This is a genomic window from Sediminibacterium sp. FW305-C-49 (assembly GCF_058231085.1).
On record NZ_JBIQXS010000002.1, the window covers coordinates 597,840 to 623,512 of the forward strand.

36 protein-coding genes are annotated in these 25,673 nt (G+C 42.5%); 5 read left to right on the forward strand and 31 right to left on the reverse strand.

What is annotated here, in order from left to right; genetic code table 11:
• Position 1: 1 nt before the first annotated feature.
• The 31 genes from ACH3Z1_RS09980 to ACH3Z1_RS10130 form a co-directional block, all read right to left on the reverse strand.
• Positions 2-1,480, reverse strand: a complete 1,479-nt coding sequence (locus ACH3Z1_RS09980) for a phage terminase large subunit (protein WP_490821785.1) — start codon at positions 1,478-1,480, stop codon at positions 2-4.
• Positions 1,481-1,801: 321 nt separating this feature from the next.
• Positions 1,802-2,176, reverse strand: a complete 375-nt coding sequence (locus tag ACH3Z1_RS09985; protein ID WP_490821786.1) for a hypothetical protein — start codon at positions 2,174-2,176, stop codon at positions 1,802-1,804.
• 49 nt (positions 2,177-2,225) lie between these two features.
• Positions 2,226-2,792, reverse strand: coding sequence for a ParB N-terminal domain-containing protein (locus ACH3Z1_RS09990; RefSeq protein ID WP_490821787.1), 567 nt, complete (start codon positions 2,790-2,792; stop codon positions 2,226-2,228).
• Positions 2,782-3,951, reverse strand: coding sequence for a phosphoadenosine phosphosulfate reductase domain-containing protein (locus ACH3Z1_RS09995; protein ID WP_490821788.1), 1,170 nt, complete (start codon positions 3,949-3,951; stop codon positions 2,782-2,784). The genes ACH3Z1_RS09990 and ACH3Z1_RS09995 overlap by 11 nt, the downstream gene beginning before the upstream one ends.
• 8 nt (positions 3,952-3,959) lie before the next feature.
• Positions 3,960-4,601 carry a hypothetical protein gene (locus ACH3Z1_RS10000; protein WP_490821789.1) on the reverse strand — a complete coding sequence of 214 codons (642 nt, stop codon included), beginning with the start codon at positions 4,599-4,601 and terminating at the stop codon, positions 3,960-3,962.
• A 116-nt stretch (positions 4,602-4,717) separates the two neighbouring features.
• The gene (locus ACH3Z1_RS10005; protein ID WP_490821790.1) at positions 4,718-5,320 is read right to left on the reverse strand and encodes a ParB N-terminal domain-containing protein; all 603 of its coding nucleotides are present in this window, start codon (positions 5,318-5,320) and stop codon (positions 4,718-4,720) included.
• Between the two features lie 122 nt (positions 5,321-5,442).
• Positions 5,443-6,027: a hypothetical protein gene (locus ACH3Z1_RS10010; RefSeq protein WP_490821791.1), complete on the reverse strand. Its 585-nt coding sequence runs from the start codon at positions 6,025-6,027 to the stop codon at positions 5,443-5,445.
• A gap of 621 nt (positions 6,028-6,648) precedes the next feature.
• On the reverse strand, positions 6,649-7,254 hold the full coding sequence (locus ACH3Z1_RS10015; RefSeq protein WP_490821792.1) for a J domain-containing protein: 606 nt from the start codon (positions 7,252-7,254) through the stop codon (positions 6,649-6,651).
• Between the two features lie 27 nt (positions 7,255-7,281).
• Positions 7,282-7,740: a YopX family protein gene (locus ACH3Z1_RS10020; protein WP_490821793.1), complete on the reverse strand. Its 459-nt coding sequence runs from the start codon at positions 7,738-7,740 to the stop codon at positions 7,282-7,284.
• A gap of 2 nt (positions 7,741-7,742) precedes the next feature.
• Positions 7,743-7,952: a hypothetical protein gene (locus ACH3Z1_RS10025; RefSeq protein WP_490821794.1), complete on the reverse strand. Its 210-nt coding sequence runs from the start codon at positions 7,950-7,952 to the stop codon at positions 7,743-7,745.
• Positions 7,953-7,962: 10 nt separating this feature from the next.
• Positions 7,963-8,433 carry an ASCH domain-containing protein gene (locus ACH3Z1_RS10030; RefSeq protein ID WP_490821795.1) on the reverse strand — a complete coding sequence of 157 codons (471 nt, stop codon included), beginning with the start codon at positions 8,431-8,433 and terminating at the stop codon, positions 7,963-7,965.
• A gap of 536 nt (positions 8,434-8,969) precedes the next feature.
• Entirely contained in the window at positions 8,970-9,269 is a 300-nt protein-coding gene (locus ACH3Z1_RS10035) for a hypothetical protein (RefSeq protein WP_490821796.1), read from the reverse strand.
• Between the two features lie 10 nt (positions 9,270-9,279).
• Positions 9,280-11,055 carry a toprim domain-containing protein gene (locus tag ACH3Z1_RS10040; RefSeq protein ID WP_490821797.1) on the reverse strand — a complete coding sequence of 592 codons (1,776 nt, stop codon included), beginning with the start codon at positions 11,053-11,055 and terminating at the stop codon, positions 9,280-9,282.
• A gap of 1 nt (position 11,056) precedes the next feature.
• Positions 11,057-11,926 (reverse strand): DUF4373 domain-containing protein, encoded by an 870-nt coding sequence (locus tag ACH3Z1_RS10045; protein ID WP_490821798.1) that lies wholly within the window; start codon positions 11,924-11,926, stop codon positions 11,057-11,059.
• 18 nt (positions 11,927-11,944) lie between these two features.
• A complete protein-coding gene (locus tag ACH3Z1_RS10050) occupies positions 11,945-12,337 on the reverse strand; it encodes a hypothetical protein (protein ID WP_490821799.1) in 393 nt (130 codons plus the stop codon).
• A 4-nt stretch (positions 12,338-12,341) separates the two neighbouring features.
• Positions 12,342-13,232 (reverse strand): HNH endonuclease signature motif containing protein, encoded by an 891-nt coding sequence (locus tag ACH3Z1_RS10055; RefSeq protein ID WP_490821800.1) that lies wholly within the window; start codon positions 13,230-13,232, stop codon positions 12,342-12,344.
• Positions 13,233-13,434: 202 nt separating this feature from the next.
• Positions 13,435-15,246, reverse strand: coding sequence for a ParB/RepB/Spo0J family partition protein (locus ACH3Z1_RS10060; RefSeq protein WP_490821801.1), 1,812 nt, complete (start codon positions 15,244-15,246; stop codon positions 13,435-13,437).
• A 25-nt stretch (positions 15,247-15,271) separates the two neighbouring features.
• Positions 15,272-15,781 (reverse strand): hypothetical protein, encoded by a 510-nt coding sequence (locus ACH3Z1_RS10065; RefSeq protein ID WP_490821802.1) that lies wholly within the window; start codon positions 15,779-15,781, stop codon positions 15,272-15,274.
• A gap of 26 nt (positions 15,782-15,807) precedes the next feature.
• Positions 15,808-16,191: a hypothetical protein gene (locus ACH3Z1_RS10070; RefSeq protein ID WP_490821803.1), complete on the reverse strand. Its 384-nt coding sequence runs from the start codon at positions 16,189-16,191 to the stop codon at positions 15,808-15,810.
• Positions 16,192-16,211: 20 nt separating this feature from the next.
• On the reverse strand, positions 16,212-16,964 hold the full coding sequence (locus ACH3Z1_RS10075; RefSeq protein ID WP_490821804.1) for an N-6 DNA methylase: 753 nt from the start codon (positions 16,962-16,964) through the stop codon (positions 16,212-16,214).
• Positions 16,965-16,970: 6 nt separating this feature from the next.
• Positions 16,971-17,573, reverse strand: a complete 603-nt coding sequence (locus ACH3Z1_RS10080; protein ID WP_490821805.1) for a 3'-5' exonuclease — start codon at positions 17,571-17,573, stop codon at positions 16,971-16,973.
• On the reverse strand, positions 17,570-17,902 hold the full coding sequence (locus ACH3Z1_RS10085; protein ID WP_490821806.1) for a hypothetical protein: 333 nt from the start codon (positions 17,900-17,902) through the stop codon (positions 17,570-17,572). The genes ACH3Z1_RS10080 and ACH3Z1_RS10085 overlap by 4 nt, the downstream gene beginning before the upstream one ends.
• A gap of 15 nt (positions 17,903-17,917) precedes the next feature.
• The gene (locus tag ACH3Z1_RS10090) at positions 17,918-18,616 is read right to left on the reverse strand and encodes a hypothetical protein (protein WP_490821807.1); all 699 of its coding nucleotides are present in this window, start codon (positions 18,614-18,616) and stop codon (positions 17,918-17,920) included.
• Between the two features lie 54 nt (positions 18,617-18,670).
• Positions 18,671-19,537: a hypothetical protein gene (locus tag ACH3Z1_RS10095; RefSeq protein ID WP_490821808.1), complete on the reverse strand. Its 867-nt coding sequence runs from the start codon at positions 19,535-19,537 to the stop codon at positions 18,671-18,673.
• 30 nt (positions 19,538-19,567) lie between these two features.
• Positions 19,568-20,680, reverse strand: coding sequence for an ATP-binding protein (locus tag ACH3Z1_RS10100; protein WP_490821809.1), 1,113 nt, complete (start codon positions 20,678-20,680; stop codon positions 19,568-19,570).
• Between the two features lie 77 nt (positions 20,681-20,757).
• Positions 20,758-20,934, reverse strand: coding sequence for a hypothetical protein (locus ACH3Z1_RS10105; protein WP_490821810.1), 177 nt, complete (start codon positions 20,932-20,934; stop codon positions 20,758-20,760).
• A gap of 1 nt (position 20,935) precedes the next feature.
• Positions 20,936-21,223, reverse strand: coding sequence for a hypothetical protein (locus ACH3Z1_RS10110; protein WP_490821811.1), 288 nt, complete (start codon positions 21,221-21,223; stop codon positions 20,936-20,938).
• A 2-nt stretch (positions 21,224-21,225) separates the two neighbouring features.
• Positions 21,226-21,387 carry a hypothetical protein gene (locus ACH3Z1_RS10115; RefSeq protein WP_490821812.1) on the reverse strand — a complete coding sequence of 54 codons (162 nt, stop codon included), beginning with the start codon at positions 21,385-21,387 and terminating at the stop codon, positions 21,226-21,228.
• Positions 21,380-21,652 carry a hypothetical protein gene (locus tag ACH3Z1_RS10120; protein ID WP_490821813.1) on the reverse strand — a complete coding sequence of 91 codons (273 nt, stop codon included), beginning with the start codon at positions 21,650-21,652 and terminating at the stop codon, positions 21,380-21,382. Before ACH3Z1_RS10120 ends, ACH3Z1_RS10115 begins: the two co-directional genes overlap by 8 nt.
• Positions 21,653-21,657: 5 nt before the next feature.
• Positions 21,658-21,939: a hypothetical protein gene (locus ACH3Z1_RS10125; protein WP_490821814.1), complete on the reverse strand. Its 282-nt coding sequence runs from the start codon at positions 21,937-21,939 to the stop codon at positions 21,658-21,660.
• A gap of 11 nt (positions 21,940-21,950) precedes the next feature.
• The gene (locus ACH3Z1_RS10130) at positions 21,951-22,160 is read right to left on the reverse strand and encodes a hypothetical protein (protein WP_490821815.1); all 210 of its coding nucleotides are present in this window, start codon (positions 22,158-22,160) and stop codon (positions 21,951-21,953) included.
• Positions 22,161-22,255: 95 nt separating this feature from the next.
• Here ACH3Z1_RS10130 and ACH3Z1_RS10135 point away from each other — a divergent pair, with 95 nt between their 5' ends.
• The 5 genes from ACH3Z1_RS10135 to ACH3Z1_RS10155 all read left to right on the forward strand — a co-directional run bounded on the left by ACH3Z1_RS10135 (position 22,256) and on the right by ACH3Z1_RS10155 (position 25,609).
• Positions 22,256-22,951, forward strand: a complete 696-nt coding sequence (locus ACH3Z1_RS10135; RefSeq protein ID WP_490821816.1) for a helix-turn-helix domain-containing protein — start codon at positions 22,256-22,258, stop codon at positions 22,949-22,951.
• Between the two features lie 2 nt (positions 22,952-22,953).
• On the forward strand, positions 22,954-23,472 hold the full coding sequence (locus ACH3Z1_RS10140) for a DUF4468 domain-containing protein (protein ID WP_490821817.1): 519 nt from the start codon (positions 22,954-22,956) through the stop codon (positions 23,470-23,472).
• A 1-nt stretch (position 23,473) separates the two neighbouring features.
• Positions 23,474-23,794, forward strand: a complete 321-nt coding sequence (locus tag ACH3Z1_RS10145; protein WP_490821818.1) for a hypothetical protein — start codon at positions 23,474-23,476, stop codon at positions 23,792-23,794.
• A 151-nt stretch (positions 23,795-23,945) separates the two neighbouring features.
• Complete coding sequence (locus ACH3Z1_RS10150) at positions 23,946-24,215, forward strand: GIY-YIG nuclease family protein (protein ID WP_490821819.1); 270 nt, start codon at positions 23,946-23,948, stop codon at positions 24,213-24,215.
• A 212-nt stretch (positions 24,216-24,427) separates the two neighbouring features.
• Entirely contained in the window at positions 24,428-25,609 is a 1,182-nt protein-coding gene (locus ACH3Z1_RS10155) for an acetyltransferase domain-containing protein (RefSeq protein ID WP_490821820.1), read from the forward strand.
• The last annotated feature ends 64 nt before the right edge of the window (positions 25,610-25,673 follow it).

Consider the following 25,673-nt stretch of genomic DNA (forward strand, 5'->3'; position numbering starts at 1 on the left):
TTTAACCGGAGACTGAGCCTCCGCCTCTTTTATTTTTTGCCTTGTATTGAGCGAATAAATGCTCCAGGCACTTGGTTATGAAATAACGTTTCGCATCAGAGAAATGTCCGTGCGGCTCATAGGTGATGTTAGTAGCAGGATCCTTTTCTTTTGGCTTCACCATACCACCATCTGGATTCTCTTTTACAGTTATGTAATCATCAATTGAAACTTTGCAATGATCACCGATGATAATGGTCCATCCATATAGACTGAACTCATACATCTCATTAATGAATGCTGCGCTGAGTGCTACCTGAGGGTGCGCCTTAGCAACCCTACTGATAACCGTATAACCTTCCTTCCTAAGCACTTCAGTGAACTTGTCAAAGAATGATTTGCTATTCTCATCCACTGTGGAACGCTTACCACCAGAAGGGTCTCCATACAGGAATATCACATCTTCATGTCCGATTGATCTCAGCCACTCTGCAGTTTTCTTAGCTGATTTAGGGGCGTTGTTATCAGGAGTTTTGCATGGCAGCTCGTGTATCTGTTTTAGCTGCTTATCCTCGTTATTAACTTGCCAGCAACTGACAGTAACATACGGGTTGACATTTTCATCTACTGATAAATGAACGGGACCAGGTGTGTACTTCAGTGGCTTTATGTGCCGTGTTTCATCAAATTGTTTCCAGAACTCTCCACCGGTCCGGATGATACCACGTTCGCCATTTGCATAAACTCGATAAAAATTTGGACGATACAGACGGTCCCATTCAAAGTCATCCAGTGCCTCACGGTCTATATATCCGTATTTCTTTTTTGGGTGACCTACCATCCAGAAATTATCCCGATAAGTGATTTTCATCCATACAGAATTACCCTTCTTGTTTATACGCTTAAAAGCAAACTGAGTATTGAGCTGGGTATACCTGGTCGGAGCTTTTACTTTTAACGGCATGTCTATCCATTCATCCAAATCCAACCAATCCTTATACTGCCACATCTGAGAGCTGATCGGATTCCAATCGCAGATAAACTTTTGATTGGGTCTTCCACGTAGACGTTTACGAAGCTGGTCCCATAGCTGTGAGGATTGTTGACTCCACTCGTTACAATAGATGATATCATAGTCTTCAATCCCCTTTACATTTTCCTCATCATCCAAACCCCTGAACCTTATCTGTGCATCTTTGTAAGGGTATTTGATAATGAACTCAAGCGGTTTTAGGTACCGGCCAAGTTGAAGGCGAGTATATGATGCCTTATAGCTCTTGTAGACACTGTCTTTAATGTGTGCACCGAAGCGTCGGAAACACATGGTGCTACGACCTGTCTCGATCATGTGTATCAACGTAGCATCAGCAATACTGAATGTTTTTGAAGCACCTGAACCACCTTCAATGTAGATATATCTGATTTTGGGGTCGTCAAGTAATGGGCGAAGATGCCAGAAGACTGGATTGAATAAGTCAGTATTGAAAACGTATTCTGCCATATATAAAAATGGCCGGACAGCTCCTTGATATTAAAAGGAACTTCCGGCCTTCATTGAGACTCTTTTGATTAATTGATCTTCTTGCTGGTTGTTGTTAAAGAACCTACGATATAATTCATTTGCCCACACTTACTGCACTTACAAGCTATCACTTCTACATTGCCAGAAACATCCATCAGCCGATGATTGCAGTTAAAACACCTGCGTTGCGACAGATCGAGACTCTGTAATTCTTTTGGTAATGTGGGTAATGCCCTCTGCAAAACGATTGATTTATCAACAAAATAAATGGTTGTTTGCTAATTCTTGTGGAAAACTTATTCACCCTTCTTGAAAACCGATAGATGTAATACCCGGCAAGTCTACTTCAGCGGTAAATACAGGCTTGCCTTCAACACGGTCCAACACCTCACGCATGGCCACCGTATCACCATTCGCAGCTTTACGCAGAAGAGCCATTACGATAATGTCTTTGGTGGGATTCTTGACCTTAAACTTTCGCTTCTGGCCTGATTCTACGTCTATTCCCTCCATGATAATCTCATTCGGTCCTTCCAAATTCTTGATGATCAGTTCTGTCATGAACTTGGTAGACTTTCTTTTGTTTTCCGGTTGGTAATCAGCAGAGAATCTTTTACCCAGGTTCCTGATATTAGGATTCCCTCTTTTTCCTCCTTTGGTTTGGGCTTTAGCCATAGCCGTTTTATTGTCGGGTTCTCCACAAATTTAGGAACATTCATTGATTTTACTCAGGTCTCCACTCTTTTGACCATCCCGACTCAGTAACAATGTCTGTTTTTGGTATTCCTTTACGGTTAGCAAGACGATACACCTCTTCTGATTCCATGCCATATTCCAGACAGATATACTCAAGTGATTTACCCTGCTTCAAAAGGATTTCTATGATATCAGCCATACCCAGGACAGTGTGAGTTCCTTTTACCCGGTTCATGCGAACGGTAGTTGCAATATGATCTACTCCTGATGGGAATACTATTGGGACCATTCCATCGGTAAGGGAATAAACTGAAGGTTTGCCTGATGTCTTATACCGGTGGAAGCCGTCAATGATGGTGTAACGATCTTTTTTTTCGTTATCGGTAAGTCCTTCAATATGCACATCCAGTGGTAATACACAGATAGGGAAGAGCCAACCATCTTTAACAATGGATTCTACCAGAAGATTCATTTCTGGAGGAGCCATTTTATTCGGATTGTAAAGATTGGGGTTCAGTTGGTCCCTGTGCACCCACAATATTTTACTAATAGGCTGGTTCTGGATTCTTTCTTCGAGAGGTAATTTATTTTCCATAGAGTTTTTTTGCTTCTTCGAGTGAAATACCAAGTTTATCAAGCTGCTTCATTCCTTCTCCGACCATATTCTGCGACTGTCGACCCTTAAAGTCTCCTTTCTGGGCGATCTTAGCAAAGAATTTCCATGACGCACCGGTGAGTGGATTCGGTTCTTCATCAGGTACCAGATTATTAGATTTGGAATAATGCTGTCGAATCAAGCGGTTTACATTTTCCTTTATCATGTCTTGATATTCCGGATCGTAGTTATTGATCAGTATATCGAAGTACTGCTTCCATGTTTTTCCTTCCGGTTTTTCCCAATTGCTGTATAGTTCAGTGTTAGCATAACGCCAAGCCGTGGCCACCCCTTTCACGCGATGAATCATCTTATGCCACAATTCAGGAAAACATTCTGCATATACCCATAGTCCTCTTAAAGGTTCTTCACCGTAGGGCGGGCAAACACGTTGATGAAGCAGTTTGCTATGTAATTGAGTTTTGTTGAATATGTCGTATGTGCGATTGTAGTCCAGGTCCTGCTGTTCTACCAGTTTCCAAACATCTTCACTGCTCCAGTCGTAAATAGGGAAAGCCCGATATGAGTTTTTAAACTCTGCAGAGGTGGTAAGAAATGCGTCGTTGCGCTTGGTGGCAATAATCCTGAAACGTCTCAGGCTTTCCTGGGTGCGAATACCGGTGAGCCAACAGACCTTTCCGTGTTCCGGTCCATAAATCGAGGGCAGCCATTCCTGAAAGGTCTGACCAAAGGTGAATGCTGGATGTTCGGTTATGGCACACTCTGGAAGATCCCTGACCCACAGATCCTTTTCTTCCGGGTGCCAGCAATACCAGAACGGTTGCTCATTGCTGCATGCGTTTCGATGCTGTACCGGTAGACAAAACCATTCGAGGAATACATCCGGGTTCTTTCTTACCCTTTCCACGTACTCAATGGTAGGGGGATGGATCGCTTCTTCATCTACAAAGCAAGCATGCACCGGTAGTTTGTTGAGTTCCCTTGCTACTTCAATTGTGAGGTTGAGTACTGCCGTACTATCCTTGCCCCCGGAAAAGGAGACAACAACCTTATCGAAGTTTTTATAGCAATAACGGATACGGTCTTTTGCAGCTTCATATACGTTCCGTTCCGTATATTGCTTTTTTCTGACTTTCATTGCCATGGTTACTTCGTTCTGATATCATCAATGTGTTTTGCGGAGACCCCATCAACGATCGTTCTGTTGATCATTGGATGATCTTCATCCTGTGGACCGAAGTCTGAATCTGGATGGTATGCAATGACATCCATGGTGCCATCAAATGTTCGGAAGCAATGAGAGCCGACAGGATACTCCTTACCATCCTGTCCTGAAGCATTAGCGCCTGTTTCCTGATGGATGATAAATATCTGTCCGGGGAACAGTGGAATGTTTCCGAAGGGCGTAATACATTCACCATGGCCACGGGCGACCAATCCTACCCTGATAGATGGGTGGGTGTGCATAGTCTGGCTAATGCCGGCAGGGAAATGCAGGTGATTTAAACAAGGGTCTCCCAGCTTTACGGGTGGTATGAGTAGAGAATCCGTGCATCCATCAATATATTTCAATCTTCCCTTTGTTTCAATGGGCCCACCAATGAAAAAAACACCCTCAAACCCCACTCTTTCAATGATAATGGATTTCGACCCTTCTCCACCTTGTATGTAATTATCCTTTTCCGTGGTACATGCATAATAGTTTTTTGGCACAGGGAAACGGCCATTGATGTATGACAACCCATCAAACTGGAAAATGTAATAGGTAGAACCTGGTCGAAAGTGCATGATGTTATTTCCGACAACCGTATGAAGTCTGGTTGGGTATGCACTTAAAGTTTGGTCATGGAGCTGGCCGTCCTTCCATTGGAAGGCTGAAAAAGAGGGATTCATGTGTGATTGATTTATTTAGTGAAAGAATTTACGAGATGCATGAGAGCCTCTTCGAGTTTTTCAAATTGGTTTTGTTGTCGAATGATGTTTAGCGTATCGAGGAGCTGCAGTTTGTTATCGTGTAACATAACAAGCTCAAATACCGAATACTCGTTGTCGGTAGCTGATGGTGCCTTTGTGATTTGACCTGGGATATTGCCGGACGTACTTAGCAATTCTGGCATATCAATATTAAAGTCGGGAATAACAATATTCCAACTATTGACCAGATCTGCCCCGAAGTGTTCTGAAAGCTTCGGAATATCCCATAGTCCGGAATGGTAATTATCGAGAATGATAAACTTTTGTTTCTGCTCATCGGTAAGATGATCGGCAAAAAGCAACCATGTACCAGGTAACTCCTGATATCCGAGTTCCTTTAATGCTTTGTAACGCTGTTCTCCGGCCAGGATAGTGAGATCGTTTTTGGCATTCAGGACGATCGGATTTACAGTCATGATCTCAGGATCACGCTCGAGAGAGTTTTTAAGTTTATCAAATTCATCGTCAGATATTTTACGCGGGTTCTTCGGGTTAGGTTTCAACTGCGATAATTTGATATTATCCTTACTCATAATTTCCCATTCTATGCAGTCAAAAGTATATGGATGTAAAAGAAAAACCCGGCAATTTGATGCCGGGTAAAAATGTCTTCTGTCATCATTCAAAATCAATGACTTATAACTCTGAAACTTATTTATAGGTTTCTTTCTCTGGGCCCGACGAATGGAACGCCGAGCCATTCAAAAAACTCTTCTTCACTCTGCCAGGCGGGAGGTGTCTCAGACTCGAGGTTGAGGCAGAACCATCCACTATCCTTTTTGATGCAATGCCTCTGCAGGCGGAGTCCGGCATTTGTTGTGCCGCACCATCCTTTAGTAACCCATCCGGCAGCAATGACATTGGCTGAATACTCTGCTGATCCGGTCCGGATGGCATACATACGGAAATAATCTTCCGGGCGAGGGGTAAATAGATCCAGAATCATATCTACTCCCTTTAGCTTGATCTTCATCTGCCTGCCGTCTGGCTCACCGAGTAGTATACTTTCGGTAATCTGTGCCAGAGCCTGATGATAACCTGGTACTATTTTCCATTCGCCACCGCCAAAGAGGTCCGTCTGTTTGAACTCTCGAGCTGGCTGACAGACGATCTCGATGTCTTTTACTTCGAGCTTCTCCCTTCTGATACTGCCGGCAATGTGAATGCGATCAGGGACACAGTGAGGCGTGAGCAGTTCGACAATTCTGTCAGCGATCGGCTTTGCTTTGTAGTAGTTCATTCTTCCACAGGTTTAAGATTATAGTGCTTCATGATTTGTTCGAGCGTGTCAAACGTTGGTGGGTTATCGCTACCATCTTCGATAGTTATCGATTGACTGAACACGTCACCATTCTTTATTCCTCGTCTGTTTGGGAGGAATGAGGATTTGTGTATTTTACAGTCATGTAGCCTGTGACCTGGTTGATCGATCTTCCCCTCATAAATATTGATCGAACCGTTTGAAGCGTCAATATGGGTTACACGTTGGAAATCTTTTACTTTCAGTTTCATAATCAGTGCTCTAAAATTTTGACGAGATAAGTGAATTGCCACCAACGATTGCCAGTTATTCTTGCCGGGGGTAACAAGTGTTGTGGTGTTTGAATGGATCCTCTATGTAAACCCGTTTGCATTTCAGCAAGGCCCAATACTACACAGTAATACCGCCGCTTCCCTTTGGTAAAAAATCGCTTATCGCCAGTTCGCAAAACTTCATACGTTATCAACGGTCCGTTGAGTTCTTTGTTTAACTTGCAGCCATAAGTTCCGCGACTCTTGTCCATCCGTTTTGTGGTGGCAAAAAACTCGTATCCGACCGGTAGCAGTTTACCCAGATTTGGCTTTCGTGTATCCATAATGATCAATATTGGCCCATGGCTTCTTTAAACGCAGCTCCCAATTCCTGAAAGCCCTCTGTTGTTCCACCAGGCATATCGGGATGTCTCAACTTGGCAAGTCTTTTGTATGCGGATTCAACCTCATCAAAAGATTTTGGCTTTTCTGTGAACTCCATTACCGTCCACCATGGTTTCTTGTGTGGAACTATTATCGATGACGGTAGTGCCGTAAAGCCAGTGAAGGCACGTTCGAGAAATTCACTAACACCCCAACGTTCCATTCCACGCAAAGCCTCTATCCCTTTTCCTAATGCGTATAGGTTCTCCCAAACTTTATTGTACTGATCACAGCACATAGAAACCTGCTTCCCTTTGTATTTGAAATAAATAGCAACACCTGGATCATCAATCTTACGGTTTAACTCATCCGCATAAAGCATTCCGTCTTTTCGCAGACGGAGGTTTGTGCTTACAATAATATCTTTCGCACCGAGCCGTTCCAGTTCCTTTCTCAAAAACTGCTGGGCCTTATCGTAAGTCTGTTTGAATTGTGACCACAGACGATTGTTTGTTCTTTTGTAACCAGCAGGCCAGCAAAGTGGGTAGGCTTCTATTGTATTACTTTCCATTATTTACTGATTTTTAATTTTGATGATTTACTCACGGATATTCCGATTCAATAGTTCCGGGTTTTCAAATATGTTACCAACGATCTCACAATCACTCATCTCGTCTTCTGAGAAGGGATAAAATTCACCAGTGGTCTCCCCGATCCATCCAAAACTTCCGTTTCGGAATGTTATATGGTGGTAAGTTTCACCATTGCCGGCATCTTCCACAGGATCTTCATGCTCGCATTTTACAATGTGACCATCGAACATCATGTTTCCGTTCTTATCAGGCATTTCTGATGATTGAAGAATGATCACTTCACTGGGCGCCATGAACATCCATGGCACTCTTTCACCACCGGGCCACTGAGTGTAATCGTGTCCATAAACATTTCTTGCTGTGTCAGCGGTGAATCCAATTGCACAGTCATGATATACTGCTACATTATGAATCATTTTTTTGCGTTGGATATCCCAAGCGTTGAACTGAATTTTTCTTTTCATGTTTAATTTTGATTTGAAAGTTTTACAAATTCTACTTCGTCGTTCGCTATCTCTTTGCCGTAATATTTTCCATTACCTCGCTTTTTAGTAGGATTCCAAAACCCGGCATTCGGCCAGCAGTGGGTTACAACATCACCGTTTTTCAGTTTTATATCCTGCATCTCTTTCTGGTAATTGCCATCATACGGCTGCCATTCCTTTGTTAGTATCATGAGTATTGTTTTAATAATCGAGATCGATATTCCAAAATCCCTGCTTTCCCTTAGCAGGAATAGGGTAGTCAAACTTTATAGGATTAGCAAACAGCCAACCGAATCGTCCTGATGAAAAATCACCGAATGCAATCTGTTCTTCCCAACTACCTGAACCATCTTCTGATAACTCAATACCACCTTCTTTGCATGACAGATAGAAGTCTGCATCAGAACAGGCCTTCATATTCACCTTTCCAATTATGGCCCCGAATGGCAGCTTATCATAAGCCTGGCCACCATCAATGTATTTTCTGAACGGGTCCTGATAACAGAGCTCCCTACAGGAAACCTTATCTCTACCGGTACCATAATACTTTCCTAAGCTGGCATGAATCAGCAGCTCACCACGGAAGGGTGTTTCCCAGCTCCGGGTTTCTATTTTCTTTGCGCCCAGGACTACAAGTGTTGCCCACGGCTGGAGTAATGAAATGACTGTCATAGAATAATGCTTAATGGGTAACTAATTACATTGACTGATGGTGGAGCACACTCCGATAGTTCTTTTTTGAACTGATCGTGTATATCTGAAGACTCGCCTGCAGATACAGCCACCCGGTGAATAAAGCAATGAACTTCAACACCACTTTCGGTTTTACCTTCCCATATTCGGCAAGGCAATCCGTTCACCTCTACTATTTTCGTTGTACTCTCGATTGTAATTTTCATAAATTCAATAGTGTTTTTAAGTCAGATAAAAAGTTCTTATAGTTCAAGGCTGTGTATCGAAACACCCGCCATCCTTTCGATTGTGCCAGATTATACTTTTCTGTATCTATGGTGTATCCTTTGACATTTGTATGTCTCGAGAACTTGCCAACTATACCCTCATACTCAAATGCTATCTTATGTTCCTTCAATGTGATATCAAACTTGAATCTCCTTTTATCATCAAACCTATACTCAGATTCAAACGGTATACCCAGTACCGTTAACCACTGTTTCATTTCCAGTAACTGAGGAGCTGTCGGCTTAGCTTTACGTTTCTTCTTCGCTTTTTCCGGAGTTATGCCCTTTACCTTCACCCCATTTGTGGCCAGTCGTTGAATATCCTTTTCCGTCCATCGCTTGCTCATGCTCGTTAATTTTATCAGTTATCGCAATCCCTCTTTTTATTCCATTACCAAATGCATCTTCCCAAAACAGTTCGATCAATCTCTCCGGAACATTATATCTCCACAGTCGTTTCTTCCATCGGTCCAGATTGTTCACCTGAACTGGTTTAAGAGGAAGATCAAAACGAGGCCTCTCAGTATCAGCTAATTTTCTTTCTGGCATATCAATCATTTTAAAACGGTAACTCTTCCGATTCATCCTCCTTTTGTGACCAGCCCGCAGCCTCCGGAGCTCTCGGTATCAATCCTGCTTCATCACCCATTGCTACATATTGCTGCGTTTGCCAATCAAACCTGTAACTACTAAAACCCAATTCACCAAGCCAGTTGAAACGGATCTTCTGCCGGTAGATATCAACCACACCTGTTTCAAAATCACGGTAAACCGAAACCCCGTTATCTGTCATGTTGTAGAAATCTGCAGAGCCGCTGACACTGTACATCGTTGGCACCTCATACTTTTCCTTACCCCTCACTTTCACCTTCTTCATCTTCGTTGGGTGGGCCACCAGAATAATGTGCACTCCATTAGTCTTCGCGCCATAGCTGAGCTGGTTAAGAGCCTCTCGAGTGTAGTCGAGATCATTGCCGCTTTTTGGTTTGGCATGACGGAGTTTATTCCACGGGTCGATCAGCAGGCCTTTAACACCCAGGCGCAGGACCATGTCCCTCAGTTTATCCATCACACCTGGTACCGATATATCCACTTCGTTTTCGTTGATGAAGAAGAAATGATCATTGATAAAATCGATCGCCATAAGCAGGTCCCGGTCTGTCATTCTAAAAGCCGGATCATCTCTCTTTGCAAAACTTTTCCTCGAATATTTCTGTGCAAGTTTTGTTACGTGCAGACTCACGGGCTGATTCTCTGGAGAAAGGATAGCCCATTTCCACCCGTGCTTTCTACTGATCTCTACCATCCACCAGTCTACCACCTCGCTCTTACCGGACCCGGGTATACCGGTAACGGTGGTTATCTGACCCAGCATCAACTGCAGTTTATTTTCAATACCCGGTACCGGTATATCGTACCCATTCGGATAACCATGCTCGTAAAACGAAATCACATCATCAGCCAGATCATGAGCTGTGAGGATTCCCTCCAACGGCCACTGGGTTGCCTCATCGATCATTTTTTTTACTGCTTCTTTCCCGTGCTTAGTCAGAACCTCATTCGCATCCTTGCAGCCATCTGGATAGGATACCTTCCAACACCGGTCATATCCTAACCTGCGAGCAAGTTCATCGCGAAGGGAGACGCCAGCATCATCATCGTCGGTCATCAGGATAATCTTGCGGATGTTTTTAAAATCCTCCCAGCAGTTATCCAGATACTCAAGTTTCGCATTCCCCTTGCTGGCGCCATTGGGTACACTGATCGAATTGTAGACGCCTGCTTCATGGCACGATAAACAGTCTAACTCACCTTCAACGATCACGCATTCGGTTTCTTCTTTGATCGAATCGATATTGTAGAAGATCAACTCGGCTCCGGATTCCATTTTAAAATCCTTTCCTTGCGCTCGATACTTGATGTTAACCAGTTTATCTGCCCGGTAGTAATTGAAGCAAATGGTAGGCACCTTAGCCTGAGCCTTGGGCATCCATTCTACTGCCTCGGTAACCTTAAAGCGCAGAAGCGTGTTATTGCTGATCGCCCTTTTTGTTTCAAACCACGCTATTGTTCCGGGCGCCAGTTTTTCCAGTCTGGCCACCGGACGTGTAAATTCTTTCTTTTCAATTTTTACTGGCCCCTGGTATACTTTCCCAGACCAGTTGCAATCCGGGTGATGACATTTCCACCAGCCATCATCGATATTGACGGACAGGCATGGGTCTTTTTTATTCTTGCGGGTATGGCTACACTTTGGGCAAGTCAGCTTATGGGTGCCGGCTGTCCTGCTCTTAAGGTTAATACCCTGTTCTTCTAAAAGTTGTGCATTCGTCATGTTACAGTACCATTGTTTTTACTTCGCCATTGTTTCCATGATCACCTTCGCGATCTTTTTGCATGCGATTCCAGTTGAGTAAAGTCAGGTAAGCCGACCGATTCTTTTTGAGCAGCGGTTTCCAGTTATGCATCTTTATCAGAAGTTGTTGAATAGATTCTGCCGTGTAATTCTTTTGCTTGAGTTTCAGGTATTGTTCGATGGAAAAAGGCTCTTCCATCTTTGCCACCATCGGAGCATATTTGAGGATCCATTCGGTAAAGAGTTTGAATTTGGCTTGTTCCTCAGGAGTGTGGTTTTTAGAATCGTCAGATTCGGTAACTATACTCTTATCTACTCTTCTTTTCTTTACTTTACTTTTATTTGGGGATTGTTCCGTGGAATTAACTATTTCTTCCGTGGAAGAATTGAATTTTTCCGTGGAAATAAGCAAAATTCGATGATTATAGGGCAGATTAGGGATGTCCTCATGCACCAGAACGAGGTCATCTATCAGCTCGATATCAGTGCCCTTTCTTCTGCGTTCTTCCGTCGCTTTTAGGTAGGTTAACTGGATGCGGTCACTGGTCAGAACCTGGTACTTTTGGTAGATTCCCTTATCGAATAAATCCCTTCTGAGACACCCCTCAATAACCCCTCTGACTTTATCCATGGGTAAGCGGCAGCTCTCAGAGCCGAACAGCTCCAGATCATCGTTATCCCTTGTGTCGTAATAATAGCCTTTGACCTTATAAATCCTGTCAAGCAGGCAGGACCATATCCAATATCCATCTGCTCCAAACTCATTAAAAACGAGCCTGATTTTAGGATGGGAGGTATGATCAGCTTCCATGCTGTAGTAAAATATTCCGGGTTCTTTCTTTCTGGCCATGGGAGGTAGTGGCTTTGGTTAATTCTTTTTTCTTCTCTGGCTAATCGCCTGAAAACGCATCTTCTCAATATTGATGATGGCGTTTACATTGTTGTTAATACACGTCGCCTGTGGGATATAAGTTGGGTCTGCCTGCACCTTTACGATGTTATCCTCCAGTAATGCTATCATTTTATCAGCCCTGGATACGCTTGCTTCAACCTCCTTGTCGGTGTTGTCAACAACTGCAGGTAATACACTAACCGGTTGGTCATAAGGCTGAAATTCATCCAGAAAGGGGATAATAGAATCATACGACCTTTTGAAATTTTTGATATTTGTTTTCACCGTAACTTCCTCTTCAGTACCGTTATCGGTAAATTCGAGTATGCAGTGGATCTTACCACCGTAGATGAAGGTTTTACCTTTCATCTCCTCAAGCCTGGTTGTTGTTCTTTTGCTTAGCATCGATTTTTCTTTTTAGTTGAATTTGTTTGCGTTTCAATTCGATAATTGGAGATCCGCTCTCCAGTAGTTTTTTTCTTAATTCAGGATCGTTGTGTGTTATGAGGCCTGCGATATATGCATTAGAAAGATTGGTACTGCCTGAATTCCTTTTGAGATTCTCACGTCTTGTGATCAATTCGAGGTTTGATAGTTTACAATTCAGTGAGTCGCCATCTTTGAACCATAAGCAGTGACCGGGAGGGATTTTGCCATGCTTTTTCTCCCAGACGTGGATATGATATAGCTTCCATTTTCCAAGGCTGATTCGGATATATTTGTAAGTGCGGCCACCTTTTCGATCCGGATGATCATATCGAATACTTATAACATCATCCTTATCCTTAGTATTGTGAGGAAGGTTACCCTTCTTGAACCTGGTTGCTTTTGTTTTTTCAATGGCCTCAGGACTCATATAATCTCTCTGTTTCATTCCTTTGTTTGGCGGAGTCGAACCTGGTTTGATCTGGCCATCTTTCTTCCTTTGCTCGATAATCCTCTTTGGAATTTTCAGTCCGAGTTTCTTTAACCTTCCTCTTACATAGGTATGCGACTTACCAATTTTTTCTGCAAGCCTTTTCTCTGGAGTTGACAGGTAGTCACGTTTTAGTATTGAATCGTAATGATGCTCTTTTTTGCTATAGGTTTCCAGTATCGCATCACGCTTAAACTCCAGTTGTTTTTTCTTTGAAACCCTAAGTTTGTTTAATCGCATAAACCTTTGAACTGCAGTAGCGCTAACTCCAAGGTGTCTGGCCATAGATTTACCGCTAACAGTTTTGTAATTCTGAGTGATATATTTCTCAGCCTTCTTTGTGATCACTTGTCTGGGCATATCTGCTGTTTTAGGGATTCTCTGCGCTTATTTTCCTCTCGAATCAGTTTGTCAACTTCAAGACTCGCCTTGTACTCCTTTTCAGCCGCCCCGTGGATGAAGCGTTTCTTATCATAGTGGTGCCGGCGCATAGCCAGCACCTTCTGAAAGAAAGCCTCATACCACTGCAGACGGTCTTGGGGGGACATAACTACTTTTTAACTGTTTTCTTTACGGGAACTTTTTTTGCAGGTTTTTTAACGGCCTGTTTCTTCACAGCTTTTTTGGGAGCAGCTTTCTTAGGTACTGTTGCTTTTTCCTCTTTCATCAACTCTTTTCGCTTTGCTTCCAGAGCTGCAATTTTCTTCTCTGCGTTATTCTTCCGCTTCTCAGCAATTGCATTCTGATCTGAAATTGATTTTTCCAGTTTCTCAGGGAAGTATTCATTAGCTATTTTTATACACAATTGCGCTTCATCATCATTATCATATCCCTTAAAAAGTATAGAAGGTGGAAGAGTGGCCAGCATGAAAAAGCGTAGCATTCTACCCAGAGTTTCCGTTGATACATCGGACCTCTTTTTTACGTCAGGAAGTTTGAATGCTTTTCTGAATTTTTCAGTTTGATGATAATCCAGTTTGTTAAGCAATGACTCTACTAAACCATTCATTTCAGCTTGGGAGAGAGTTCCAGGTTTATCAAGGTGCTTTTCTGGATTGAATTCTCCCTTGATGTTATCCCAAATCTTATTCTGATCAATTTCAGCGCTTCTTTTCAGCCTGTCACGGATCGAGGAAATCTCCCCTTTTATATCATCAGCGCCTGCAGTTTTCTCTTCTCCTGCTTTGCCACTTTTCGATGATGACTTTGCAGTCATTTCAACATAGATGTATTTGCCCTGGTTAGATCCATCTACTACAAATGCTTTTTTGTACTTACCGGTCGCGATCTTTTTGTCATACGCTTCCTTTTCTTTTTGTTCGTCCTTCAGGTACTGCTCGTACTGCTTTTTTACTTCCTCGTCAGTGTCTTCTTCATAGCAAAACTCTTCCTTGTATTCTGATATCGGTAAATTTGGATCCGGGGCTTCAATCGCTTTACAGTCGCCATTATACCAAGAGCAGTTCAGAACCTGTAGACCTTCTGTTCTTAATTTTTTGGCAACATCAGAGCTGCTGTTTTGGGTTACCAGAATAATAGTAGCATCTTCTTTTGCGATTTTTAATTCACGGTCAAAGTGTATATCAGATTTGTGTGTGAAGCAGGAAATGTTATTACAGATTGCAGCTTCGTCCGACTCAGGGAAAAGTTTGCTTACGGCAGAATTGAAGGGACACTTAGAGCAGGGACCTGCTTTTTTATCCAGAGTTTCATCGTTTAGATCAAACGATGCTTCCCGCAGCTTGCCCAGATACTTGTTGTAAGAATAATGACTGAGTGCAAAACTTCTGGTATCGCTTCCACTCATTTGATCCTTGTACATTTCCGCTTGAGTCTTGGCCGGCAACGAGGCAACCTTAAGCGCATCGCTAATGCTCATGCGATTGTCGAAACACACTTTCTGCCATTTATCTATCAGCTCGTTGAGTTTCATTCTCTGCTTGATATAGGTAACGCTTTTGCCTACCTTGGCAGCCACATCATTCATGCTGTATTTTCCGCTTTCAACTGCTGCTTTGATAGCCACAGCTTCTTCCATTGGGTGTACATCTTCACGCTGGAAATTCTCGATCAGTTGCATCTCTCTTACTTCCTGATCGGACAGCTCACGGATTATCGCAGGAATAGAGCCTCTTTGTGCAAAAACAGCTTGCACCATGCGTGAAGCCCGGTAACGTCTTTCGCCACAAACGATCTCGTATTTATCACCCTTTTGCCTTACAAGAATAGGCTGTAATACACCCTTCTCACGGATGCTTTCTGATAGTTCGATAGTCTTCGCTTCGTCAAAAGACTTTCGTGGGTTGGTTGGTGATGGTACCACACTGTTCAGCGGTATCATCTTGAAATTTGGTTCGGTCATTGTATTTGAGTTTTTGATTGACTAATTATTTTTTCCCGTTGAAATCCATCTCACCAGGTGCTACACCGTATTCACCATTGAGATATTTGCGCAGTTCGTCTTCACAAGTATCTATGCATTCCTGCAGGTCCTTGTGAAACACATAGGACTCATCTTCAAGCCTGATGTTTTGGGTGTTGAAGCCCATAGGGTCACCGCTTTTCAGTGTCCGGACTACATAGATTTTCACCGTAGGGTCTTCCTCACTGCCGCCTATGCTGAATCCTGTTACTCTGAAATCTTTAACCAGGTCTGGGTTGTAGTTGGTGATATCCTGTATGATGGCCGATGGAATAAACTCGCATTTTACAGCCGCATGTACGGCCAATGAAGCAAACGCTTCTTTGAGTTGTTTCCGGGGCTCATTGCAATCTTCTTTAGTCAGGCTGGCGATCTTACTATCAGCGCTTACCTGTTCTGTATAAGTGATCTCAATGGTCTGACCCTTCTTGCCCTCTTTTAGGATTTTACCCCCTTTGATTACTACGTGACTCATGTTTGTTATTTGAAGTGATTGAATAATTATTCGCAGGTGTTGGTATCATCGAACCTTCTCCAGTTGATCCATCCCCGGGGTGTTTTAAAACCCCATACACGGCACTTCCTGAATGTGATTACGAACGTCCAGACTGGCTGATGTATCTCCAGACGGTGGGTGTATTTCGCATGCCGGTACAGAATTGACCACCGGCCATAAATCCTTGATCCTTTCGGAGTATGCTCTACATAGGAACCCCACATCAGGAAAGTGATAAAGGCCCATGGGTGATCGTGCATACAGCTATGGTCGGAGGAAATGAGCTTGTGTATCTTAACACTGAATGCTTTGCATTCAAACAGGTTCCACCTGATTAGCAATGGGATGCCACCTCTTGTGATTGTTTTTTTGGGTTTGAAAAACTTCATGCTATTCGATTTCTTAAGATTTAGAATAATTGTATTTGGTTTCGCTTGTTGACTTTCAGGGCTTCAACTGTTTCCACCCCCTCAGCCTTCATCGTTTCCTTTAACCTTTGCACAAATCGTGTTTGTCCTGGGCCAGACTCGTAATAGCAAGGAATAAGATGGCTTCCGTAGGGAACTCTCGAGATATGCCAGCTCTTCCAGTGTTCCATTGTTATCGAATTCATCCAAGCCACTTCTCCTTTCATGCTGTTCAGCATCATGTTAATGACTGTCATTTTGCAGCAATTCAGATCGATGTCTGAGCCATAAAACACCAACCTTCTGTTAATCTTAGCAGCGGATAATAACGTCCGACCAGAACCACACGCTGGATCGCAGACATCTTTCCCGTCCGGTATATCATCGTCAATAGTGATAGCGGCCATGAAATCTGTAATCGTTTCCGGGGTAAAAAACTGCCCCTTGAACTTGTTACCAAAGTGTTCCATGAAATAATCTCCGAATGGATCATGAAACCCGGCACCATCATTATTGGCTATATCGGCAATTGCTACATAGGCCTCTGCAAAGAGCTGTTGGTGTTCCTTTTTAGGATATTTTTTCTCCAGTTCTGCGAAGTGCTCCGGCTTTAAATCCTGCCACCGGAGCATTAGCAGACTGTAATCGAGGAAGTCTTCAAAGACACTCCATTTGCTATTTGTGTAGGACAGGCTTTCAATAGCTTTCGCAAACGTTTTCTCAGCGGCTGCCCTGGTTCTTAACTGTTGCTCCACTTTTTTTTAAAGGGTTGCGAGATCTGGCAGTTGGATAACTCCAAGCCTTACAAGTTCGAAAAAGCCTTCTCTACATGCCTGCACATCTGCAAGTGCATTGTGTGCACCTTCGAAGTCTTTACCAAACAAACTGCGATACATTTCTTCCAGCTTTGGCCATTTGTATCCGCTTCCTTTTGGGTTAGGTATTTTACAATGACTGGTTGCTTTAATCATTGTATCTATTTTATGCAATCCACTTCTTGGGGTAATGCCGGCACGAATAAGTTCTGCCCAGGTAATGCGATGGTCAAAATTCAGGTTGTGAGCAACAAGTACGTCAGTCACTACAATATCAGCCATGAAGGAGGTTAATACTTCCAAAATCGGTAAACCTTCTTTTTCGCTACGCTCAGTTGAATAACCGTTATCTATCCAGAATTTTTCTGCTGGTACCACCCATCCATCTGGTTTAATCATTGAGTAGTTGGATGATTCTACTGTCCCGTTTTCGTCAGCAAGCTCCCAAGCAAGTGACATAATGCGTGGCCATTTCTCTACATCCTCATAGGATGCTTTGTAGTCTTTTGGCAGACCAATAGTCTCGGTGTCGAAAAATAAAATTTTCATTTGTTTTGATTGTTTGATGATGATTGATTGGTTGATAGTCTGGTGTAGATGGCTCGTTGAGCAGTATCGCTCAGAGATTGCAGCGGCATGGGGGCTTTATCGCTGCCGGTGGAAGGGGAGTAAACTTCAACGATAACTACGAGCCTATCTTTGATTCTCTTAATCTCGTGGATGTATAGCGTATCTGTTTCCCTTTTCACTTTAACCTCAGGTGAGAATGTTACTTTCTCTCCAGTCCGGTTCTTATTGTTCTCAAATGCCACGAGCATCTGATCAATTGTCGGGGTATAACTCACCCAGGACAGTTTTGTGTTGGTTGGTTTTTGCATTCTGAATCGCGGGGTTTAAAAATCCAGTTCGGGTTGATTTAATGCAGGTTTGAGATAGTTCCAGAATTGCCTGTTTTCGATATAATCAAGAAAGTCGCTGATCAGTGTGATGATCTGATCCTGCATGCCATCATATCGCAGACAGGGGATAGGATCATGGGCAATGAAGCTGACATCGGGCAATACAACCGGTGATTGTACAGGAAGGGATTTAAAACCTTTCACTTCGAATACATCGTATTGGAATTCGTCCAGATCAAGCATATCGAGGTATAACTTCCATTGAACACTCGGCAGATAATCATCTGGTGAAACCGATCTGAATTTTGTTTTTCCATCATGCACCATTCGTCCCTCGAGTCCGTCAACACGGCCAGTAATTTGTATGGGCCCAAATTGTGGCGTGTGATACACTTTATCTACTGGCACCTCATGTGTCATGAGTGGGTGCGAAGCATGATAATTGATTCCGGGTAAGGCCTGCTCCATGGTAAAAGCCCACAGCATTTTTTCAGCCGTTACTGATACGATGTTTTCATGGACCATGTAGTCACCTTCAAGGATCTTATGGTATGCACTACCTGTTTTTGTTTTATCGTTACCCTTGAACTCTCCTTTGAGTGTAGCGATCAGGTTTGCTTCGGTGTCATAGGGTGTTGTAGCATCCATAAACCTCCGGAAGGATTCAAGCGTAGTAGCTGATATTCTATACATGAGTTCTGTTTTATGGATAAGCCCTGCCATCAGGGACTTATCCTGATGATTGAATTATATGAGCCTGATTGACTCATCTTCTTTGATCTCTACACCTGGTATTTCACGAACACCTCCAGTGATAGCTTTTCTGATTGCTGACTCATCAACGATCAAATATTCACGGGGAACCTGGGCTATATCTTTGATCTCGAATACCCAACGCTTGGTTGTACCCTTTGCCTTAAATGAAGTACCAGTAGGAACATAGGATGGTGCAGATACAGTTGTTTTCAGCGCTTCAACTTTTTGTTCTACTTCCTTCACATCTTCTTCACTACCAAAAGCATTAAGCAGTTCCATTTCCTCGGTAATCAGAGCAGCTTGTTGGGAGTTAATCCGGGTGATCTGTTCGCTATAGGATGCAATCAGATTATTCCATACAACAGGGTCTGTATTCTCAATCTCCCTGTTGGTTACGGTACCAATACCATCTCGAACGAAAGCTGCACTGTCGCCATTAGGTGTGAAACCCAACTGCGCCAACTGACCCTGACGGGCTGTAACCATTTCCTGATGCAGGCGCTTTTTTTCTTCCTGCTGGAATTTCAGGACCGCAGCTTTCACTTCAGCTATCTTAACTGATATAGGGGTAACCAATTCTTTGTGATACTTGCTGATTTCGTCCGATGCTGTTTTGAAAGGCCTGTATAACTGCTCTTTCTTATCATCGATAGCCTTGATGGTATCATTGGCATCCTTGGCAGCTTGCAGCGCAAGTGTGGCAGTTGCTTCGTCCTTAATATCTAAGAATGTAGAAAGGTGCTGAACCACTGATTCTTTAGCAGCTTTAGCAAGATCAAACTTGGTTAGATCCGCTGTTACACTCTGCGCCTCCCCCTCTTTTATTTTAGAAGGGGATATGATTGTTATAGTTGACATGTTGATTTTTTTGTGTGAGGAAATTGGTTATCAGAAATCTGCAACTACAACAGGTGGTTGATCAGTGAATGTTTCTCCGGGGATTGCATTTTTCAGCCCAGGATCATTATCAGTTGGGTGTGCTGTCGCAGCTACGGGAGCGGGGGCGAGAAACAGCTTATTCACCTTATCAAAAGTCCATTTGTTGGCATCCTGAATCTTTTTGATTGCATCCTGATCAGGCTTTGTGAGCTGCATGGGGGCAGTCTGAAAGAACTGCAATGCTTCATTAAGCTTGCCCACTTCTGTGATGTCAGCTACAAGTGTTCTCGCTTTCTCACGAACGGTATTCAGCAGTTGAACGATCAAAGATTTGGGCAGGGTTGCAACCTGTTCAACAATTGGCTTTAAGGATTCAAAGGAAGTGGCTTCCCCAACCAGGTTGTTGTATTTTTCAATCTGTAACATTGCTTCCCTTTGCTCTTCTGACATGGCAGCAATTGCAGTCTTTACTCCCTTGATGATATCAGACATGAATGTTTTGAATTCAGTGGCAGATTTATCCGGAATGATGGCTTCCGGGAGATTTGCGGTGTTCTTTCCAACCGTCGTATCTGTGGGCGACCATTGGATAACTGACTGGTTATTCTTTGTGGAAACAAAACCGATCTGATCAGCCACTCTGAGCATCAGGTTGTAGCTCTGGCCGGTTACATCCGGGATCACTTTTTTAGTGTCTTCATCTTTCTTTGCGTGAGCAATGATGATCACATCTACATTCTCTGCTCTACGTGCATTGAGGAAGCGTTTAAATTCATCCCCGATAGCACCATAGGCCTGCAGTTTATTCTTACCTAATTTATAGTCCTGTTTTACAACATGGACCATCAGGAAGTCGTCCAGTGCAGCTTTGGCAGTATCGATGACGATTGTTTTGTATTTTCCGAACAGGCCTTCCTGCTCGTACTTTAATACTTCCTGCCAATCGTCAACAATGATTACATCCTTACGGCCCCAACTACGTGCCACACCACGATCGAAGTCAATAAGTAATGGTTCTTCTGCTGTGTGAGCAATGGAGGTTTTCTTTACGCCGGGTTCTCCATAGTACCCGATCACTACTGATCTCTCAGGTAGTGCTTCATTTGCTTTTAATAAAGGCATTTTGTTTTGTTTTATATAAAAAATTGAGTGACTTTTTAAAGGGACAGGGATAGAAATCCCCGTCCGGACTTTTAATACTAACCCTTGACATCTTCAACAGAGACTGGACTGCTTCTGAATTCATCAATCAGTTTGTCTCTGGTTTTAATAGCATTACTGACCGCCGGAAATTTCTCAGCAAGACCGTGAGGCCATGTATCCTGAGCCAACTTGATCAGGTCGTTTAGCGATTCAATGATTTTTAGCTTTTCCATACTATGCACTTGTACTTGTTTGAGTTTTATAATTCAGTAAGGCCTTACGACTATATTGCCAGTTCTTGCCCTTAGTGTTTCTGAATGCAATTGAGATTGATCCTGCTTTTACTGCTTTGCGAAGAGTTCTTCCATCCTTATAACCTAACATACCTGCAGCAGTTGTTTCATCCACCCAGGTATCATCTACCTTGTTTTTTAAGATCAGCTTAGCCAGATCGCCGATTATCTTTTCGAGATTGTCAATCTTCTTATGCTGTTGCTGTATCAGTGTAAGTAATTCGCTCATGGTTAATTGAGTTTTGCAGCTACTCTGAAATAGATGTCTTTTGCACGAAGCAGGTCTTCCATTGAAACTGGGTGCCTCATGTAAGGGTTAGCTTTCACCATTTTAGCTATCATGTGCATGATGGCACCAGCAGGCATTGGTACGATTTTCACTTTTTTACTCATCGCTTTTGATTGCTTGATTAATAAGTGCGTTTACGCTGTTTAATTCAGCCACTGCGATTGCTGCATTTGCTACGTCGCTGAACAACTCTTCTGAACCTTTTAGATTCCAAAGGGCAATAGGGCCTGTGGTAGATACACTATGAATGAAGGGCGTTACCCTTTCAGTACCGATGTTTAATACTTCTGCATGTACGTTCAGCACGGCTCTGACATCTGAGTGTTGTAAGTGTTTATCAGGCACCTGGTATTGAAATGTGAACTTCATAGATGCTAATTGAATTGATTAATTAGGTTGGCTTGTCTTTGCTTGATTTCCTCGTGCAGCTCTTCCTTGTTCACGTAGTAACTTGTGATCAGGTTGACTACATCAGTAGTGCAGGAGTATTGGCGGGTAAGAAAGTTCCTCATCTGCTCTGCAGAGTAACCTTTGCCATTTCGCAATTCAGCTTCTTTTGACAGTTTCGACAGTTTTGCATTGTCGCTACCCTCGTAGAGTCCTTTCTTCTTTAAAGCCTCGAGGTATTCTTTGCTGATTGATGTTGTTACGCTCATAGTACGTGGGGTTATATTGTTTGTTCCAATAATTGCATTTCTGATTGATGTTCAGTCCATCGGTCTGACGCTTCTCTTTCTGCTGCGCCGTTTTCAAACTCTTCTGTTTCACTTGTTGAAGAATACCGAGATGAACTTTCGGGGATGTAGAACAATCCGTATTTCGTTAACCTGCGTGAACTCGCAGGTCGTATATCTTGGTTTTGTCCAGTTTTTTGCATTAGATTTGTTTTGTTTTTGTATCTGTGTACAAATATATTCACAGTTTTGACAAAAAATGTATCAATGACTACTTTTTTTGAACATATTTATCCACATGGCTGAAAAAGAGGAAATCTGGAAAGAACAGGCTTTAAGACTAAAGTCCTTTATGAATCACTATAACTGGATGTCTGCCAGGCAGTTAGCCCTTAAAATAGACATGGAGCCATCTCAGTTAAGTAGAATTATAAGGGGGGATAATGGTTTGCCCCGGAACCGGGCAGAACAAATAGGGGCTTTGAATGGAGTTTCTCCAGAATGGCTTTTACATGGGAAAGAGCCGATCCCCGAATGGTTTGTTTCACAAAAAACGGTTTCAGGTGGGAACAAAAATGTACACGATGTGGACTTTCCTTTTCATGCTGCTCGTTTTGTAATAAAAGAGGTCCGTAAGGCTTTAGATATATCACATGAGACATTTGGAAAACGTATTCAGCGATCCAAAGACCTTATGTTACGAATGGAAAGAGGGGACCGGAGTGTTACAATGTTATCCTGGGTGCTGTTAATGAATTATCTCAGAAACATGGCCAATGAAGACTGGGAAAAAGTAAAGCACATTTTTGAAGAAAGAGAATGGGAAAAAGCCGGTTTTGATGACGATGAGGATGATGAAGATTACCGCCGAATAGGAAGAGGAGACGAGAGTCAGATTGAACTTCTGAAATCAATTATAGCAGAGAAAAATCAGACCATTGAACAAAAAGACAACATTATAAAACAACTTCAATCCTTAACATCAAAACAGTAGTTATGAAAAGACTGCTTTTAGCCATACTGTTATTACCGACAGTTACGCGCGCTCAAAATTTATTCGAGGGCATAATGCCAATGCGGGATGGGAAAGTTAACTATACAGAAATAATCACTTTGGATAGTGCATCGAAGGATCAGCTATATATGCGAGGCAAAAAATTTATTGTTAGTGAGTTCAACTCTGGTAAGGATGTAATACAGATAGATGACAAAGAGTCTGGAGAATTGATTGGTAAGGGATATTTCGATGTCAACTGGAACTTTCATAAAACGTCAACCATGGTCATTAAGGTTTGGTTTCAGACAAAGCTCTCTTTAAAAAATAATAGGGCCCGCATTCAGCTTACAGATATTTTCATAGAACATCCGGCCACTCCAGGCAGACAGTCTTCCATTGATGGTTATGCAAATGTTCCCAACGCTAAAGAGATTTTTGAAAAATGCGATACTCAACTCAAGGCGATAATAGCAAAAGCAAAAATGGCTCTAAAACAGGAAACAACTGATAACTGGTAATATGAGCAAATCAATCGAAGATACGGTCCGCGAAAGAGTCTTGGAAGCCATTGAGCAGGAGTTTAAGGAGGTAGGCGAATACAAGAAGATAATGGAAAGCATCGGTGAAGTACAGCAGGTCCATTCGCAATTCAAGAGCGGTAGACGATACCCTACGTTCAGAACGATAGTCATGCTTCACCAAGTGTATGGATATAATCTGAATTGGCTCTTATTAGGCAAGGCGCCAAGAAAAGCAAAGGAGAAAGACCCCCTTAAGCAACTCGATGATCTGGAGAACCAGTTACATGATTTGAGGGCCCGGTTTAAAGCACAACAGTAGCTCTTTAAATAGAATATTGGGAATGGTAAGCTCCAGAATCTACCACACCCACAAAATACAAGCATAGTCCCAGTAATGGTTTTAGCGTATTTGACGAGTCCCGTCCGGTCCGCAGAAAGTCTCAGCTACATAAGCTGGGACTTTTTTGTTTATGGCCTATTATGTTTATATCATACAAAGTCTGAAGGATGGTAGTTTTTACAAGGGATTTACAGAAAATCCTTTGCAAAGGCTTGAACAACATAACAATAAAGAATCTCACTATACTGCAGCAAAAACACCCTGGAAGCTGGTTTATGTTGAAAAAATGAGCTCAAAAAAAGAAGCATTGGTTCGGGAGAAAAACATGAAAAAAGCTACCATTGAAAGGATACAGGCTTTGATTACACTTCCTAAAAATATTGTAACCCAATTCAAATAAAGAATGCCGGCCTGTCATCCCCACAGTATTGTGGGGACGGGTTCGAGTCCCGTCCGGTCCGCAGAAAGTCTCAGCTACATAAGCTGGGACTTTTTTGTTTATGGCTGAATTCGTTTAAGATTCAGACATTTCATTTCCCCGGACTGGATTTCCATCCTATGTAGTATGATAACGAATAATTTTAATTCGTATCTTTTCCTCAAACCCTAACAATGACCAATAACCTAACTGCCGAAAAATGGAGAATATCTTCCATTGATATCCTCCGCGGACTCGTTATGATCATCATGGCACTTGACCATGTGCGCGATTTCTTTCATATCTCAGCCATGGTAGAAGATCCTACCAACCTGAATACCACCACACCTACTTTATTTTTTACCCGCTGGATTACACATTACTGTGCACCCATTTTTGTTTTCTTATCGGGTACATCCGCTTTTTTATCCGGACAGAAGAAGACCAAAAAAGAATTGTCTTCTTTCCTGTTAAAACGTGGATTGTTTTTGATGGTACTGGAAATAGTGGTCATTAATTTTTTGATTGTATTCGATCCGCTCTATCGTTTTATCGGCTTACAGGTAATCTGGGTCATTGGGTTGTCGATGGTTATTTTATCTTTCTTATTGTACCTGCCTTTGCGTGTACTGTTTATCATAGGTATTGTAATGGTGGCCGGACATAATATGCTCGATGGTTTCAATTACAATAACATGAATGAAATTCCTTTCTGGCATGCTTTCTTTCACCAGCAAATGTTTACCAGTTATGCAGAAGGAAGATTTTTTGCTGTGTTATATCCACTGATACCCTGGCCGGGAGTAATGTTGCTGGGTTATTGTATGGGTGCATGGTATGTAAAAGAATTTGATGCTGCCAAACGCAAACGTTTATTACTTGGATGGGGATTAACTACCATTGCAGCTTTTTTTGTACTTCGCTGGCTCAATGTATATGGTGATCTCGTACCATGGTCTACACAGAAAGATAATACCATGACGATTATCTCTTTCTTCAACGTAACCAAATACCCGCCTTCCTTATTGTATTTGTGTATGACATTAGGTCCGGCTTTGTTATTATTGATCTGGCTCGAAAAAGTAAAAGCTGGCTGGACAAATGTGGTAAGCGTTTATGGTCGCGTACCGATGTTTTATTACCTACTGCATTTCTTTACCATTCATGTGCTTTGCATTGTTGCGTTCTTTGCTACAGGCAGACCTCTTAGCGATATGGCAGCCGGTAATTTTGCTTTCCGACCCAATGACTTCGGATTCACTTTACCAATAGTATACCTGATATGGATTGCAGTAGTAGCAGGTCTTTACCCCTTATGCAAACGATACGATACGTTTAAAATGCATAATAAAAGATGGTGGACGGGATATTTGTAGTCGTGAATGGTCAATGGTCAAGCGTGAGTGAAAAATGTTTTTTGAGTAAGCAATAATCTCACTT